Here is a 15847-nt window from a genome sequence, read left to right as displayed (position 1 = left end):
CCGCGCAGCCACGAAGCCTGGGCGGGCGCGGCAGGAAGAGGGGGGTGCGGGTCGCGCCGGGGAAGACGCGACCCGCGGCGGACTACTTCTTGATGTCCTTGATGCCGTCGTTGTACTGGGTGCCGAGTTCGGTCAGCACGTCCTTGGACGACTTGGTGCCGTTCATGAGCTCCTGCAGGCCGGCGTTCAGCTGGTCGTAGAAGGTCGGGGTGGGCCAGTCGGGGTAGAAGCCGATGCCGTCGCGCGCGGTGAGCGTGTTGAAGTTGGCAATCAGTTCCTGGCTCTTCGGGTCGGTGATGTCCGCGGCGTTCGCGGCGACGGGGACGCCGCCGTTGTTGCCGATCAGGGCCTGGATCTCCGGGCGCATCGTGATGTCGATGAATGCGGCGGCGAGGTCCTTGTTCTTGGCCTTCTCGGGGACGACCCACATGTTTCCGCTGGATCCGGGAGACATCGTGGCGCCGGGGTAGAGGAAGGTGCCGAAGTTGAAGCCCTTGATCTCCGTCGTGAAGCGGTTGTACCACCAGCTGCCGGAGAAGAAGATCGGGCTCGTTCCCGCGATGAACGCGGTGCCGGCATCCTCTGCCTTGGTCCCGGTGGCGTCCTTGGAGATGTACCCCTTGTCGGTCCAGTCCTTGATGGTGTTGGTCGCGTAGGTGAGTTCCTTGCCCTGCCAGTCGACGTCACCGGTGTAGAGCTGGTAGTCGTTGACGAAGCTGCGGTCTGCCTTGGTCAGCGCGAGCTGGTACCAGAGCTGGCCGAGCGGGTACTCGGCTGCCGACTCGGCCAGCGGGGTGATCCCGGCGTCCTTGAAGGTCTTCAGTGCGGCTTCGAACTCGGCCTGCGTTGTCGGGATCGCGACGTTGTACTTCGCGAACATGTCCTTGTTGTAATAGGCCTCGACGAATTCGCCGTAGTTCGGAACGCCGTACCAGGAGCCGGAGCCCATGATGCCGTTTTCGTCGTACTTGGCGGTGGTCTGGAGGGAGGGGGCGAGCTTGGCGTCCCAGCCGTACTGGCTGACGTAGTCGTCGAGGTTGCTGAGCAGCCCCTGGCTGGCCAGCAGGCCGGCGGTGGCGTTGCCCTTGTTGTACTCGAGGATGTCGGGGGCCTGGTCGGAGTTGAGGACCTGGCTCGCGGTCGAACGGATCTGCTCGAAGCTCTTGGCCTCGAACTTCACCTTCGCGCCGGTCTCCTTCTCGAAGACCTTGATCGCCGCATTCCAGGCGATTCCCATCGCACTGGTGTCGGACTCGAAGTCCCAGAGGGTCAGGGTCTTGCCGGTGCCATCGACCGGCCCGCTGCTCGCTGCGGTTGTCGATCCGCCGCTCGAACCGCTGGCACAGCCGGTCAAGAGTGCCGCTGCTGCCGTCAGTGCGACGACAGCGAGGGCGCGCTTTCCTAATCTCACGTTCTACCTCCTTGTAGTGGCGACACCGATTCCTGTCGCCGATGACGACCCCAGCGCGAGCGAATCGAAACGCTTCGATAATTGCTGTGCCTATCGTCTGCCGAAACGCTTCGACAGTGGGTCGCTTTGAAGCATAGGGGCCCGCGGATGCCGGCACAAGCTGTTTGTTGATATTCGCAACATATCCGCGTCGCACGAGCGTCCCCCGACCGTCATCCCCCGATTCCTCCCGCCTGAGGTGTCGCATATCGAGGTTCACACGCGGGTTGAACCTCGATATGCGACACCTCAGGGCTTCAGCGACGGCCGACGGCGGCGCGGCGCACCCGCGCGCGGAGATCGCGCCGCGGAGAACCCGGCTTCATCCGGTACATGTCCGCGTCCGCGAGCGCGAACAGGTCTTCCGCGCTCGCGCCGGGCGCCCCGACGGCGACGCCGATGCTGGCCCGGACGGCCAGCGTGAGCTCTCCGATCGGGAACACGGGGCGCATCCGCTCGGTGACGCGCTCGACGAGGGCGGACGCCTCGGGAATGCCGCCGGTGATCAGGATGACGAATTCGTCGCCGCCGAGGCGCGCGACGAGGTCGCTCGGCCGGACCACGGCGCTCAGCCGCTCGGCGACGACGCGCAGCACGGCGTCGCCGACGCCGTGGCCGTGCCGGTCGTTGATGGACTTGAAGTCGTCGAGGTCGCAGTAGATCAGCGCCACCTCCCCGGACTCCCGGCCGACGGCCTCCTCGAAGGCGGAGATGAACTGCCGGCGGTTGGGCAGGCCGGTCAGGTCGTCGTGGTTCGCGGCCCGTTCGAGTTGGCGCTCGGCGTGGACGAGTCCCGTGATGTCACGCGTCACGCTCAGGTACTGGTTGACACCGCCCGCCGGGTTGCGTTTGAACGGGGTCAGCCCCCGCTCGACCCAGAGGGTGCGCCCGTCGCTCGTCGTCATCCGGTGCCGGCAGTGCACGACCTCGTGGTCGAGGGCGCGCCCCACCCGCTCCTGTGCATCCCGGTAGATCGCGCGGTCGGAGTCCGGAACCGCTTTGGCCTGGCCGGCCGGGTCGGATAGGTCGTCCATGGTGTACCCGTAGGTCTCACCCAGCGACCGGGAGGCCCAGAGCAGCTTCTGCCCCTCGAGATCGAACACGGTGATCAGGTCGGGCGTGGTCTCGAGGACGGCGGTCTGGAATTCGATGGCCTCCGCGAGACGCTCCTGCGCCACGGCCCGCTCCGAGACGTCTGCGACCTGCACGAAGAAGCCGCCGGTGCCGTCCGGCTGGTAGTCGACCTGCAGGTGGCGCGTCACGCCGCCGGGGTCGACGACGACGCGGTCGAAGTGCTGGGGAATCCCCGCGAGCGCGTCCTGCGCCATTGCTTCGTTGGCCGAATAGAGCTCGGCGCCGAGTACCTCACGCATGTGCAGGCCGCGCATGGACACGCTGTCGCCGCCGAGGAGCGTGCCGTACGCGGTGTTGGCGAGGTCACAGCGGAGGTCCCTGTTCCAATGCCCGATCAGCGCCGGCACCCGGTCCATGGCGGTTCGCAGAAGGTCGCGTTCAGCCACGAGTGCCTCGTAGTCTTCCATCGTCACCTTTGCCCGCGGGATACGACGACGGAAACCCGTCGAAGCTCCCCCTCGTTGAGGTTACAGGGCGCGGGACGGCCTGCATCGTTCCGCCCGGATATCGGGCAGCGGGGCCCGACCCGTGACGAGCGGGGAGGTCAGGGGCGCGGGGAGGCCGACGACCGGGTGCGTGGCGGCGCGATGGAGCCGCGCTCGTAGAAGCGCGGAGGAACGAGTTCGATGCGAGGCTCGATCGGTCCACCCACCTGCTCGATCGCGAGGTCCACCGCCCGCGTGCAGGAGTCGGCGGCGACGAGCGGGATCGTGTCGAGGGGCGGCTCGAAGTGGTCGGTCTCGAAGCTCGCGCACGCAGAGAGCACCGAGAGGTCCCCGGGCACCCGCAGGCCGCGTTCGCGCAGCACGTCCAGCACGGCGGCCTGCACGGTCTCCTCGGCGTGGAGGACGACGGCCGTCATGTCGGGGCAGTCGCGGTAGAGGGCGTCGAGCGCGAGCCGCGCGCTCGGACCGTCCCGCTCCGGCATCGCGAACGCCGTCTCGATCCCCCGGGCCGCCGCGGCCGCGAAGAAACCGTCGCGGAACCGGGGCGGGAAGTTCGAGCCGCGGGCGTAGACACCGGGAGAGTGCCCGATCAGTCCGATCGACCTGTGCCCGGCTGCTGCCAGCTTCTCGACCGCGAGCGCCGCAGCGGCCTCGAAGTCGAGGTCCACGCAGACGAGACCGGCAGCATCCCGCGGAACCCCGATGAAGGTCGACGGCACGCCGAGCTCGCGGATGACCGCGACCCTGTCGTCGTCGCCCGCGACGTCGAGCACGATGATGCCGTCGACGAGTCTGCTCGACGCCACCCGGCGCAGGCCGTTCGTCGCCTCGTCCTGGGTGAGCAGCAGCACGTCGTAGTCGTGGGCCCTGGCGGCCTGCGCGACCGCGAGCACGAAGGCCATGTGCGCCGGCGCATAGGTGTCCGCGTGAAAGGGCGCCGTGAGGGCGAAGATGTTGGTGCGGGTGCCCGCGAGCATCCTCGCCCCGGCGTTCGGACGATAGCCGAGGCTCTCGACGGCGTCGAGCACGCGCGCCCGGGTGGATGCCGCGATCGACCGCTTGCCGGACAGCGCGTAGGACACGGTGCTGATCGAGACCCCGGCGACCCGGGCGACATCGTGGATGCTCGCCATGACGCCGACCTCGCTTCCACCCCGATAATAAATGTCTTGACGCACAGTCTGGCCCATGCAGCACCGGGCCAGAACCACCCACTCGTCGATTTGTTGCGAGAATCGACTAAACCGGGCCGCGGGGCACGGCTGCCGTCGGTCCGATCACTAGGGTGGTCAAGCATGACGGTCTTCACGAATCCGGTCCTGCCCGGAATGTACCCGGATCCCTCGGTCTGCCGGGTCGGCGACACGTACTACCTCGCCAATTCGTCCTTCGAGTATTTTCCGGGCCTCCCGCTGCACTCGAGCACCGACCTCGTCACCTGGACGCCCGTCGGTCACGCGGTCGACCGCCCCGGCCAGGCCGCCCTGCTCGACCTCGCCGGGGTACCGGATTCCGGTGGCCTCTACGCGCCGACCCTGCGCCACCACGACGGCGTGTTCTTCCTCGCCTGCACGGTCGTCGGCGGCGGAGCGGACGCGTCGTTCCTCCTGACCGCGACCGACCCGGCGGGCCCGTGGTCCGATCCGGTCTTCCTCGAGGGCGCACGCGGCATCGATCCGACGATCTTCTTCCACGAGGGCAGGGCCTGGTGGGCCGGCTGCCGCCTGGCCGAACCCGGCGCATACCCCGGCCAGACCGAGATCTGGCTCCGTGAGCTCGACCCGGTCGCCGGGAGGCTCCTCGGCCAGGAGCACATCCTCTGGACTGGCGCGGTCGCGGGTGCCGTGTGGGCGGAAGGCCCGCACCTCTACGCGCACGACGGGTGGATCTACCTCGTCGCCGCGGAGGGCGGCACCGAGCGGAACCACGCCGTCTCGGTCGCCAGATCGCGCGTCGTCACGGGTCCGTACGTCGGCAACCCCGGCAACCCGATCCTCAGCCACCGCCAGCTGGGAGCCACCGCGAGCGTGCAGAACGTCGGTCACGCCGACCTCGTCGAAGCCGGGGACGGCTCCTGGTGGGCCCTCGCCCTCGGCGTCCGGGTCAGGGACGGCGGGCATCTGCTCGGCAGGGAGACCTTTCTCGCACCCGTCGGGTGGGAGTCCGGCTGGCCGGTCGTCAACCCGGGCGCCGGCCGGCTCGGCGAGCGCGGCAGCACGCCGTTCACGAGCGCGGATGCACCCACCCCGGCCGACCTGCACGACACGTTCCCGCCGGGGCCGCTCGCTGCGCACTGGCTCGGCGTGCGCGGGCCAGCATCGGGAGCACACACCGCCGCGGACGGATTGCACCTCGAGTCGCCTCCGCCGGCCACGACCACGGGCGCGGACACGGGCGCGGTCGGGTCGACGTCGACACCGCCTCCCGCGCCGAGGACACCAACCGCATTCCTCGGGTACCGGCTGCGGCATCCGGACCTGCTGGCCGGCATCCACCTGGTGCTGCCGCACCCGGGGGTCACGGCCGGCCTCGCCCTGCGGCAAAGCGACGGTTTCGGGCTGCGCATCGAGCTGGCCCATGCGCCGGCCGGGTGGGCGGTGACCGCGATCGCGCGCGAGGCCGGGGTCGACACGGTCCTCGGCCGCATGCGGCTCGGCCACGTCGCGGCGGGTGCCGTGCTCGGCCTCAGCGCCGAACTGTCCGCGGCGGGAGTCGCCTTCTCCGTCACGGTCGCCGGCGTGACGAGCCTCGTCGCCCTGACGGATGCCGCCCTCCTGACGACCGAACGCGCCGGCGGTTTCGTGGGCACCCTCGTCGGGCCCTTCGTGAGCGGCGAACCCGGTCACCCGGTCACGATCACCGCCTTCGACTACGCGCCCCTCCCCTGACCGATTCGACGGAGATTTTGCCCGGAAAGCGCTTCACACGCGCTCTCACGCGCAAAAAACCCACAAAGTCCGTCGAATTCGTCAGGCGAGCGGGGCCGTGCTCTGGCGGGTGACGAGGCTCGTCGCGAGGTCCATCCGCTGCACGGTGCCGCCGGGGGAATGCCGCATGCTGACCGCGAGGTTCGCCGCGGCCTCCGCCATCTCGGTGAGCGGCTGCCGGATCGTCGTGAGCGGCGGCCCGACCCACCGTGCGAGCGGGAGGTCGTCGTAGCCGACGACCGAGAGATCGGCCGGGATGAGCAACCCGAGCGCCCGCGCCGCCTCGTAGACGCCCATCGCCTGGAGGTCGCTCCCCGCGAAGATGGCGGTCGGCCGGTCGGGCCGCTCGAGCAGCTCGACCGCGCGCACCCGGGCGCCCTCCGGGTGGAAGTCGCCGTCGAGCACGAGGGAGGCGTCATAGGCGATGCCGGCCGCGTCGAGCGCTGCCCGGTAGCCGCCGATCCTGGCGATCGAGCAGAGCATGTCGACGGGTCCCCCGATCATGCCGATCCGGGTGTGCCCGAGGTCGATCAGGTGCCGGGTGGCCGCGAGGCCGCCTGACCAGTTCGCGGACCCGATCGAGGGCACGTCGGGGGTCGGCTCGCCCGCCGGGTCGACGACGACGAAGGGGATGCCGCGGGTCGCGAGCTTCTGCTTCTGCTCGCCGGAGAGGTCGGAGAAGACCAGGATCACCCCGACGGGGTTGCGTGCGATCACGCCGTCGATCCACTCCACGGACGGTGCGTGCCGGTCGCCGCTCTCGGTGAGCACGATGCTCAGCCCGTTCGCCCGCGCGACGCGCTCGACACCGCGGATGATCTCGATCGCCCAGACGCTCTCGAGTTCGTGGAAGACGAGCTCGAGCAGGGGGGCAGAGGCCGCGGCATCGCCCCGCCGGCTGTACCCGTTGCGGGAGAGCAGGTCCTCGACCCGGGTGCGCGTCGCCGGGGCGACGTCTCCGCGCCCGTTGAGCACCTTGGACACGGTGGAGAGCGACACGGCCGCGAGCGCGGCGATCGCCGAGAGGGTCACGCGGTCCGGGCTCTCCCGGCCTTCTTCGACGATCGACATGGGCTCATTCTTCCCCGAAGCCTCGGCCCCGTGCATCCATTTGGTTTGTAGCTTGACGCAACAAAACCTGCGCCATAGACTCCAGTCATCCTAATCACTTTCGGCAACTTCGCCGAAACTTTCGAGAGGCGTTCAATGTCGAACACGAGCAGGTGGCTCAAGCGAGCCGTCGCCGCATCCGCAGTACTCGCGTTGGGAGTCACGCTCTCCGCGTGCTCCGGCGCGGGAGGCAACACAGCAAACAGCAACCGACCGGAAAATGTCATCCACGTCGCCGTCTACGGAGATGCCGGCAACACCGTCGAGCAGGCCATGGTCGACAAATTCAACGCCACCTCCAAGGTCCAGGTCATCCTCGACCGGATCCCCGGCGCGAACTACCAGCAGAAGCTCCAGACGATCATCAGCACCGACGCGGCGCCCGACGTCTTCTTCAACTGGGGCGGCGGCAGCATCCAGCCGTTCGTCAAGGCCAACCTCCTCCTCCCCCTCACCGACATGATCAAAACGGACCCGGCCCTCGAGTCGAGCTTCCTGCCCTCCGTCTTCAACGCCGCCGCGATCGACGGGGTGCCGTACGGCATCCCGATGCGCGGCACCCAGCCGGTCATCCTGTTCAACAACAAGCAGGTCCTGACGGATGCGGGAATCACCGCCCCGAAGACGTGGGACGACCTGCTCGCCAGCGTCAAGGTCCTCACCGCCAAGGGCATCACCCCGATCGCCCTCGGCGGCGCCGACCAGTGGCCGACCCTGATGTGGTTCGAGTACCTCTTCGACCGCGTTGCCGGCCCCGACCTCCTCACGAAGGCCATCGGCGGCGACACCACCGTCTGGGACTCCGCTGACGGCAAGGCAGCACTCACCAAGCTCAAGACCCTCATCGACGCGGGCGCCTTCGGCACCAACTTCGACTCCGTGAGCTTCGTCGACGGCGGCTCGCCCGCACTGCTCCGCACCGGCAAGGCCGCGTTCGAGCTCATGGGCTCGTGGGAGTACTCCACCCAGCAGACCGCGGACAAGGCGTGGACCGAAACCAACCTCGGCTACACCGGCTTCCCGTCGATCGCCGACGGCAAGGGTGACGGCGCAGACCTGGTCGGAAACACGAACAACTACTACTCGGTCATCAAGGCCACCCGCTACCCGGACACCGCCCGCGACTTCCTGAAGCTGATGTACTCCGACGAGTTCGTCCAGGCGCAGCTCGGCATCGGCAACCTTCCCACGACGACCACGACCGAGAAGTTCCTCGACCAGGCCGCCGACCCGGCATACGCGACCTTCCAGTTCAACCTGGTCAAGGATGCCCCCGCCTTCCAGCTGTCCTGGGACCAGGCATACCCCCAGTCGGCGTCCGCCGACATGAAGACCGCGGTTTCGCAGTTCTTCACCGGCAAGCTCGACGTCGCGGGATTCATCTCCGCGATGCAGGCACTCTAGGTAACTGAACATGAAGCGTCCAACCACCGGGCGCTCACGGCACTCGGGCGGCCCCAACGTGGGCCGCCCGGGCTTCGCCTGGGCCCTCCCCGCCACCGTCTTCTTCGCACTCTTCGCGATCGTCCCCCTCATCGGCGTCGCGGTGATGTCCTTCACCAGCTGGAGCGGCCTCGGCTCTCCCGAGTTCAACGGACTCGACAACTGGAACAAGCTCCTCGGCGACAAGGTCATGATGCAGAGCCTCTGGCTGAGCGCCCTGCTCACCCTGCTCGGCGTCGTCATCCAGACCCCGCTGAGCATCCTGCTCGGCGTCTGGGCCGCCGGCCAGCAGAAGAACCGCGCCGTCCTCTCCGCGATCTACTTCATCCCGCTGTTGCTCTCCTCCGCGGCCGTCTCCGTGCTGTGGCGGGCCCTGCTCGACCCCAACTTCGGCATCCCCGGCCAGCTGGCCGGGATCTTCGGCGGCGACGGCAACCTGCTCGGCAGCCAGGCCGGCGCGATCGCCGTGCTCACCTTCGTCGGCGCCTGGCAGTTCACTCCCCTGCACACCCTGCTCTATCAGGGCGCGGCCCGGTCGGTCCCGCCCGTGCTCTACCAGGCCGCCGAGATCGACGGCGCAGGCACGATGCGCAAGTTCTTCAGCATCACCCTGCCGCAGCTCCGAAACACCATCGTGACCTCCGGCATTCTGATGGTCGTCGGCGGCCTCACCACCTTCGACACCGTGCTCATCCTGACCAAGGGCGGGCCGGGCACCGACACCACGATCACGCCGTACTACATGTACCGGAAGGCGTTCCAGTCGTTCGACTTCGGCGTCGGCAGCGCGATTGCGCTCGTCCTCGTGGTCATCGCGACGGCCATCTCGCTCATCATGGTCAGGGCCACCGGCTACGACAAGATGAACAGCGCCCAGGAAGGCATCTGATGAAGCCCAGACCGAATTACTTCGCCGGTGCCGGCAGCATCATCTGGCTCCTGATCGTCCTCGTCCCAATCTATGTCATGGTCACGGCGACGATCCAGACTCAGCAGGGCTACGCATCCGCCGGCCCGCTCTCCCTGCCGAGCTCGTTCACGCTCGACAACTTCGGCGCCCTCGTCACGGGCGGCTTCCTCACCTACGTGTGGAACACCGTCATCGTCACGGTGAGCGTCGTCGCGATCGTCGTGCTCGTCGTCCCGCCGCTCTCCTACGCGGTCGTCCGCAGCCGGAGCCGCGGCATCTCGCTGATCTTCCGCACCTTCCTCCTCGGGCTCGCGATCCCGGCCCAGGCCGTCATCGTGCCGATCTTCTACCTGATCTCGGTCGCAGGGCTTTACGACAGCCTGATCGGCATCATCCTGCCGACGGCGGCGTTCTGCCTGCCGATCTGCACCCTGATCCTGACCGGCAGCATGCGCGACATCACCCCGGAGCTCTACGAGGCCATGGCCATGGACGGCGCGACGCCGATGCGCAGCTTCTTCCAGCTCGTGCTGCCCCTCTCCAAGAGCGGCATCTCGACGATCATCGTCTTCTCCGCGCTGCAGGCCTGGAACGGGTTCCTCTTCCCCCTGATCCTGACCCAGTCGGCCTCGACCAAGGTGATCACCCTCGGACTGTTCGACTTCCAGTCGCAGTACGGCGTCAATATCCCCGGGCTGATGGCGGCCGTGCTGCTCTCGATGCTCCCGGTTCTCTTCGTGTACCTATTCGCCCGGCGCGCCCTCGTTCAGGGCCTCATGGGCGTCGGAGGAAAGTAACAATGACCGACACCCTGTCCCCCGTTCCGTCCCAGGCGGACGCCGCAACGCCCGCCTGGCAGGACGTGGCATGCTCCCCCGCCGAGCGCGTCGACGCCCTCCTCGCCGCGATGACGCTGCGCGAGAAGGTGGCCCAGCTCTACGGCGTCTGGGTCGGCGCCTCCAACGACGGCGGCGGCGTCGCCCCGTACCAGCACGACATGGAGGACGCCCTCGACCTCGACGCCCTCCTGCCGCACGGCCTCGGCCAGCTGACCCGGCCGTTCGGCTCCGGACCCGTCGACGCCGCCGTCGGCGTCGTCTCGCTCGTGCGCAGCCAGCGCCGCATCGTCTCGGCCGGCCGCTTCGGCATCCCCGCCCTCGCCCACGAGGAATGCCTCGCCGGCTTCACCGCGTGGGGCGCGACCGCATACCCGGTGCCGCTGGCCTGGGGCGCGACCTTCAACCCCGGCCTCGTGCAGGAGATGTCCGGCCGCATCGGCGCGAGCATGCGCTCCGTCGGCGTGCACCAGGGCCTCGCCCCCGTGCTCGACGTCGTGCGCGACGCCCGCTGGGGCCGCGTCGAGGAGACCATCGGGGAGGACCCGACCCTCGTCGGCACCATCGCGACCGCCTACGTGCGCGGCCTCGAATCCGCTGGCATCGTCGCGACCCTCAAACACTTCATCGGCTATTCCGCGTCGAAGGCCGGTCGCAACCTCGCCCCGGTCTCGATCGGCCGCCGCGAATTCAACGACGTGCTCGTCCCGCCGTTCGAGATGGCGGTGCGCGAGGGCGGGGTCCGCTCCGTGATGCACGCGTACACCGACATCGACGGCGTGCCGACGGCCGCAGACCCGACCCTGCTCACCGGGCTCCTCCGCGACACCTGGGGCTTCACCGGGACGGTCGTCGCCGACTACTTCGGCATCGCCTTCCTCAAGACGCTGCACTCGATCGCCGAGACCTGGGGGGATGCCGCGGCGCAGGCCCTGCGCGCCGGCGTCGACGTGGAGCTGCCGACCGTCAAGACCTTCGCCGAACCGCTCCTCGCCGAGATCGAGGCCGGGCGGCTTTCGAGCGACTACATCGACCGTGCCGCGAGGCGCGTGCTGCTGCAGAAGCTCGACCTCGGCCTGCTCGACGCGGACTGGTCCGCGCTCCCCGCCGGCTGGACCGACCTCGATCTCGCCGACGTCGAGGCCGTCCGCGGACGGGTCGACCTCGATCCCGCCGCCAGCCGGAGCGTCGCGCGCCGGATCGCCGAGCAATCGGTCGTGCTGCTCACGAACGACGGGCTGCTACCGGTCGCACCGGCATCCGCTGCCGCAGGCGTGCGGATCGCGGTCGTCGGCCCCAACGCCGACGACGCGCTCAACCTGCTCGGCTGCTACTCGTTCCCCGGCCACGTCGGCACCCTGCACCCCGAGGTGCCGATCGGCATCGAGATCCGCACCGTGCTCGAGGCCATCCGCCTCGAATACCCCGCGGCGACCGTGACGTACTCCCCCGGCGTGACCGTGGACGGGACCGACGAGACGGGCATCGCCGTCGCGGTGCACGCCGCCGCAGACGCCGACCTCGTGATCGTCGTGCTCGGCGACCGTCCCGGCCTGTTCGGGCGCGGGACCAGCGGGGAGGGCTGCGACGCCGAGTCGCTCGAGCTGCCCGGCCGGCAGTGGCCGCTGCTCGACGCGGTCCTCGCGGCCGGAACCCCCGTCGTGACCGTGCTCGTCGCCGGTCGCCCGTACTTCCTGCACGACGCACCGGACCGGGCCGCGGCCGTGCTGCAGTCGTTCTTCCCCGGCGAGGAGGGTGCCGGCGCACTCGCCGGCGTGATCAGCGGCCGGGTGAACCCGTCCGGCCGCCTGCCCGTGAGCGTACCGAACCGTGCGGGCGGCCAGCCGGGCGGGTACCTCGCCGCGCCGCTCGGCAGCCGGAACGAGGTCTCCAACCTCGACCCGACCGCGCGCTTCCCGTTCGGCCACGGCCTCGGCTACAGCGACTTCGAGTGGACCGACGCCTCGATCGGCGCGGCCTCGATCGGCACGGATGCCGCGACAACGGTCACGCTCACGGTCACCAACGTGGGCGCCCGCGCGGGAGCGGACGTCGTGCAGCTCTACCTGCACGACCCGGTCGCCTCGGTCGTGCGCCCGGTGAACCGGCTGATCGGCTACGCGCGGGTCGAGCTCGACCCGGGTGCGAGCGCACAGGTCGAGTTCGCGGTGCACGCCGACCTCGCCGCATTCACGGGCAGGGCCGGCGACCGCATCGTCGAACCAGGGGCCCTCGAGCTGCGGCTCGGGCGCTCGAGTGCTTCATTCGCCGCGACTCTCGCCCTGCGGCTCACCGGCCCCGTGCGCATCGTCGACCACACCCGCGTCCTCGTGGCCGCGGCGACCGTCGCCCCGCGCTGACCCGCCGCCGCCCGCCCACCGTTCGTCGCCGTTCTCGCCGAGTGTCGCCCCTACAACGGCGACACTCGGCGGCACTGGCAACAGTGGGCGCGACCAGCCCATTCTGGGTCGCACCGATTGTCGGGGAACGGTAGCGCCGCATCCGCTTTTCCCCTAATATGTTTATAGATACAACAAATCATCAACGTCGCTGACAGACAAGGAACCTCATGGCCATCACGCCCACTCCCGCAGACAAGTTCTCCTTTGGCCTCTGGACCATCGGCTACAACGGAGCCGACCCGTTCGGCGGGCCGACCCGTCCGCCGCTCGACGTCGTCGACGCAGTGGAGAATCTCGCGAAAATCGGGGCGTACGGCCTGACGTTCCACGACAACGACCTGTTCCCGTTCGGCTGCACGGAAGAGAAGCGCCAGTCGCAGATCGACCGCGTCAAGCAGGCCTGCGCGGACACCGGCCTGATCATCCCGATGATCACGACCAACCTGTTCAGCGAGCCCGTCTTCAAGGACGGCGGCTTCACCTCGAACGACCGCAGCGTCCGCCGTTTCGCACTCCGCAAGGTGCTGCGCAACATCGACCTCGCGGCCGAGCTCGGCGCGAAGACCTTCGTGATGTGGGGCGGGCGCGAAGGCGCAGAGTACGACGCGGCCAAGGACATCCGCTCGGCCCTCTCGCGTTACCGTGAGGCCGTCAACCTGCTCGGCGACTACGTCACCGACAAGGGCTACGACATCCGCTTCGCGATCGAACCGAAGCCGAACGAACCCCGCGGCGACATCCTGCTGCCGACGATCGGCCACGCGATGGCCTTCATCACGACCCTCGAGCGCCCCGAAATGGTCGGCGTGAACCCCGAGGTCGGCCACGAGCAGATGGCCGGGCTCAACTTCGCCGCCGGCATCGCCCAGGCGCTGTACCAGGGCAAGCTGTTCCACATCGACCTCAACGGCCAGCGCGGCATCAAGTACGACCAGGACCTCGTCTTCGGCCACGGCGACCTGCACAACGCCTTCGCCCTCGTCGACCTGCTCGAAAACGGCGGCCCGAACGGCGGCCAGACCTACGAAGGCCCGCGCCACTTCGACTACAAGCCGAGCCGCACCGAGGACATCACGGGCGTCTGGGACTCCGCCAAGGCCAACATCCAGACCTACCTGCTGCTCAAGGAACGCGCCGCGTCCTTCCGTGCCGACCCCGAGGTGCAGCAGATGCTCGCCGCGGCCAAGGTGCCCGACCTCGCGCTGCCGACCCTCGGCGAAGGCGAGACCTATGACGACCTGCTCGCCGACCGCGCCTCCTACGAGGACTTCGACACCGACGCGTACTTCGGTGGCAAGGGCTTCGGCTTCGTCCGCCTGCAGCAGCTGGCCCTCGAGCACCTGCTCGGCGCCCGCAACTAGCACCGCACACCCGCGCGCCCCGGCCGGCGTGTCACGCTCACCTGGGGGGCGCGACAAACCGGCCGGGGCGCGTTTGCCTCGCACTCGCTCGCCCCGCAGCACCCGCACTTCCCGCAGTACCCGCCCCTCCCGAAGCACCCGCAGTACCCGGCCGCCGTGGTGGCTAACTCAGGAAATCCACCGGCCGGCCCGGTCTGAAGCCGCGGAATTCCGCGGCACCGTGCCACCGGCATCCGGTTCTTCCTGAGTTAGCCACCGGGGCCCGCCCACACCCGTACCTCACTCGCACCTCACCCCCTCTCGAAGCGGAGAATGTAGTCATGACACTGGTTGCCGGAGTCGATTCCTCGACCCAAAGTTGCAAGGTCGTCGTTCGTGACGCCGATTCGGGCGCGCTCGTGCGCACCGGCCGGGCGGCGCATCCGGAGGGCACAGAGGTCGACCCGCAGAAGTGGTGGGAGGCCCTGCAGGCCGCTGTCGCCGACGCCGGCGGACTGGGCGATGTCGCCGCGATCTCGATCGCGGCCCAGCAGCACGGGATGGTCGTCCTCGACATCGATGGCCGCGTCATCCGCTCGGCCCTGCTCTGGAACGACACCCGCAGCGCCCCCGCGGCCGCTGAGCTCATCGACGAGGTCGGCGCCGCGGAGTACGCACGGCGCACCGGACTCGTTCCCGTCGCCTCGTTCACCGCGACCAAGCTGCGCTGGCTGCGCGACGCCGAACCGGCCAACGCCGCCCGCGTCGCCGCCGTCGCCCTCCCCCACGACTGGCTCACCTGGCGGCTGCGCGGCTTCGGCCCGGCCGACGAGAGCCCCCTGGGCCCCGACCTGACCGAGCTGACCACCGACCGTTCCGACGCAAGCGGCACCGGCTACTGGTCGCCCAGCACCGGCGAGTACGACCTCGACCTCTTCGAACGCGCCCTGGGCCACTCGGCCGTGCTGCCGCGGGTACTCGGCCCCGGCGAGCTCGCCGGAGAGACGGTCGCGCTCGCTCCGTCGAATTGGTTGCCCGCCGGCATCGTCGTCGGCGTGGGAGCCGGCGACAACGCGGGCGCCGCCCTCGGTCTCGGCGCCGGCGACGGCGACGTCATCGTGTCGATCGGCACGAGCGGCACCGTCTTCGCCGTGACCACGAGCCCGGCGGCGGATGCCACGGGCACGGTCGCCGGGTTCGCCGACGCGAGCGGGCTGTTCCTCCCCCTCGTCGCGACGCTCAATGCAGCGCGGGTACTCGACGCGGTGCGCGGACTCCTCGGCGTGGACCACGACGAACTCGGCCGGCTCGCCCTCGAGGCGGAGCCCGGCGCGAACGGACTCGTGCTCCAGCCGTACTTCGAAGGCGAACGCACCCCGAACCTGCCCCACGCGACCGCGACCCTGTTCGGGCTCACCCTCGCGTCCACGACCCGGCCGAACCTCGCCCGCGCGGCGATCGAGGGCCTGCTCTGCGGGCTCGCCGACGGCCTCGAAGCCGTGCGCGGCCAGGGCGTCGTCGTCTCCCGGGTGCTGCTGATCGGCGGCGCCGCGCAGAACCCGGCGGTCCGCAGCATCGCGGCGCAGCTCTTCGAGAGCCCCGTCGTGATCCCGGCCCCCGGGGAGTACGTCGCCGACGGCGCAGCCGTCCAGGCGGCGTGGACGCTGACGGGAGCGCGGCCGGACTGGCGGATCTCGATCGCCGCGGCGCCGGAGACCGACTTCCGCCCCGTCATCCGCTCGCAGTACGCCGCCCACCGCGTGGAGGCCTGACCCCGGTCCCTCCCCCTGTTCCGAATTCAGGAGACGCCGGGGTTGGGCAGATCGCGCCCGCGGGATTCCGCGGCGAC

General features: G+C 69.5%; 11 protein-coding genes. 7 read left to right on the top strand and 4 right to left on the bottom strand.

Going from position 1 to position 15847, the window contains the following annotated elements:
- Positions 1 to 82: 82 nt before the first annotated feature.
- The 3 genes from MQH31_RS01055 to MQH31_RS01045 all read right to left on the bottom strand — a co-directional run bounded on the left by MQH31_RS01055 (position 83) and on the right by MQH31_RS01045 (position 4163).
- Complete coding sequence (locus tag MQH31_RS01055) at positions 83 to 1411, bottom strand: extracellular solute-binding protein (protein ID WP_134534283.1); 1329 nt, start codon at positions 1409 to 1411, stop codon at positions 83 to 85.
- Between the two features lie 296 nt (positions 1412 to 1707).
- Positions 1708 to 2991: a diguanylate cyclase domain-containing protein gene (locus MQH31_RS01050; protein ID WP_243010613.1), complete on the bottom strand. Its 1284-nt coding sequence runs from the start codon at positions 2989 to 2991 to the stop codon at positions 1708 to 1710.
- 137 nt (positions 2992 to 3128) lie between these two features.
- Positions 3129 to 4163 carry a LacI family DNA-binding transcriptional regulator gene (locus tag MQH31_RS01045; RefSeq protein ID WP_134534287.1) on the bottom strand — a complete coding sequence of 345 codons (1035 nt, stop codon included), beginning with the start codon at positions 4161 to 4163 and terminating at the stop codon, positions 3129 to 3131.
- Positions 4164 to 4325: 162 nt separating this feature from the next.
- Here MQH31_RS01045 and MQH31_RS01040 point away from each other — a divergent pair, with 162 nt between their 5' ends.
- A complete protein-coding gene (locus MQH31_RS01040) occupies positions 4326 to 5918 on the top strand; it encodes a glycoside hydrolase family 43 protein (RefSeq protein WP_243010612.1) in 1593 nt (530 codons plus the stop codon).
- 81 nt (positions 5919 to 5999) lie between these two features.
- On the opposite strand, the gene MQH31_RS01035 is transcribed toward MQH31_RS01040, so the two are convergent.
- Positions 6000 to 7028, bottom strand: coding sequence for a LacI family DNA-binding transcriptional regulator (locus tag MQH31_RS01035; RefSeq protein WP_134534291.1), 1029 nt, complete (start codon positions 7026 to 7028; stop codon positions 6000 to 6002).
- 135 nt (positions 7029 to 7163) lie between these two features.
- Here MQH31_RS01035 and MQH31_RS01030 point away from each other — a divergent pair, with 135 nt between their 5' ends.
- From MQH31_RS01030 to xylB, 6 genes are all read left to right on the top strand, one after another.
- The gene (locus MQH31_RS01030; protein ID WP_243010611.1) at positions 7164 to 8471 is read left to right on the top strand and encodes an ABC transporter substrate-binding protein; all 1308 of its coding nucleotides are present in this window, start codon (positions 7164 to 7166) and stop codon (positions 8469 to 8471) included.
- Positions 8472 to 8481: 10 nt separating this feature from the next.
- On the top strand, positions 8482 to 9399 hold the full coding sequence (locus MQH31_RS01025) for a carbohydrate ABC transporter permease (RefSeq protein WP_243010610.1): 918 nt from the start codon (positions 8482 to 8484) through the stop codon (positions 9397 to 9399).
- Positions 9399 to 10217: a carbohydrate ABC transporter permease gene (locus tag MQH31_RS01020; RefSeq protein WP_134446835.1), complete on the top strand. Its 819-nt coding sequence runs from the start codon at positions 9399 to 9401 to the stop codon at positions 10215 to 10217. Before MQH31_RS01025 ends, MQH31_RS01020 begins: the two co-directional genes overlap by 1 nt.
- 2 nt (positions 10218 to 10219) lie before the next feature.
- Positions 10220 to 12616, top strand: a complete 2397-nt coding sequence (locus MQH31_RS01015) for a beta-xylosidase/alpha-l-arabinosidase (protein WP_243010609.1) — start codon at positions 10220 to 10222, stop codon at positions 12614 to 12616.
- A gap of 209 nt (positions 12617 to 12825) precedes the next feature.
- A complete protein-coding gene (gene xylA, locus MQH31_RS01010) occupies positions 12826 to 14019 on the top strand; it encodes a xylose isomerase (RefSeq protein WP_134534299.1) in 1194 nt (397 codons plus the stop codon).
- Positions 14020 to 14339: 320 nt separating this feature from the next.
- Entirely contained in the window at positions 14340 to 15770 is a 1431-nt protein-coding gene (xylB, locus tag MQH31_RS01005; protein ID WP_243010608.1) for a xylulokinase, read from the top strand.
- Positions 15771 to 15847 lie beyond the last annotated feature (77 nt).

The organism is Cryobacterium zhongshanensis (assembly GCF_022760445.1).
GTDB lineage: Bacteria > Actinomycetota > Actinomycetes > Actinomycetales > Microbacteriaceae > Cryobacterium > Cryobacterium algoricola.
The sequence above is the reverse complement of the archived record's forward strand: the minus strand, read 5'-3'. Positions and strand labels throughout refer to the sequence as shown.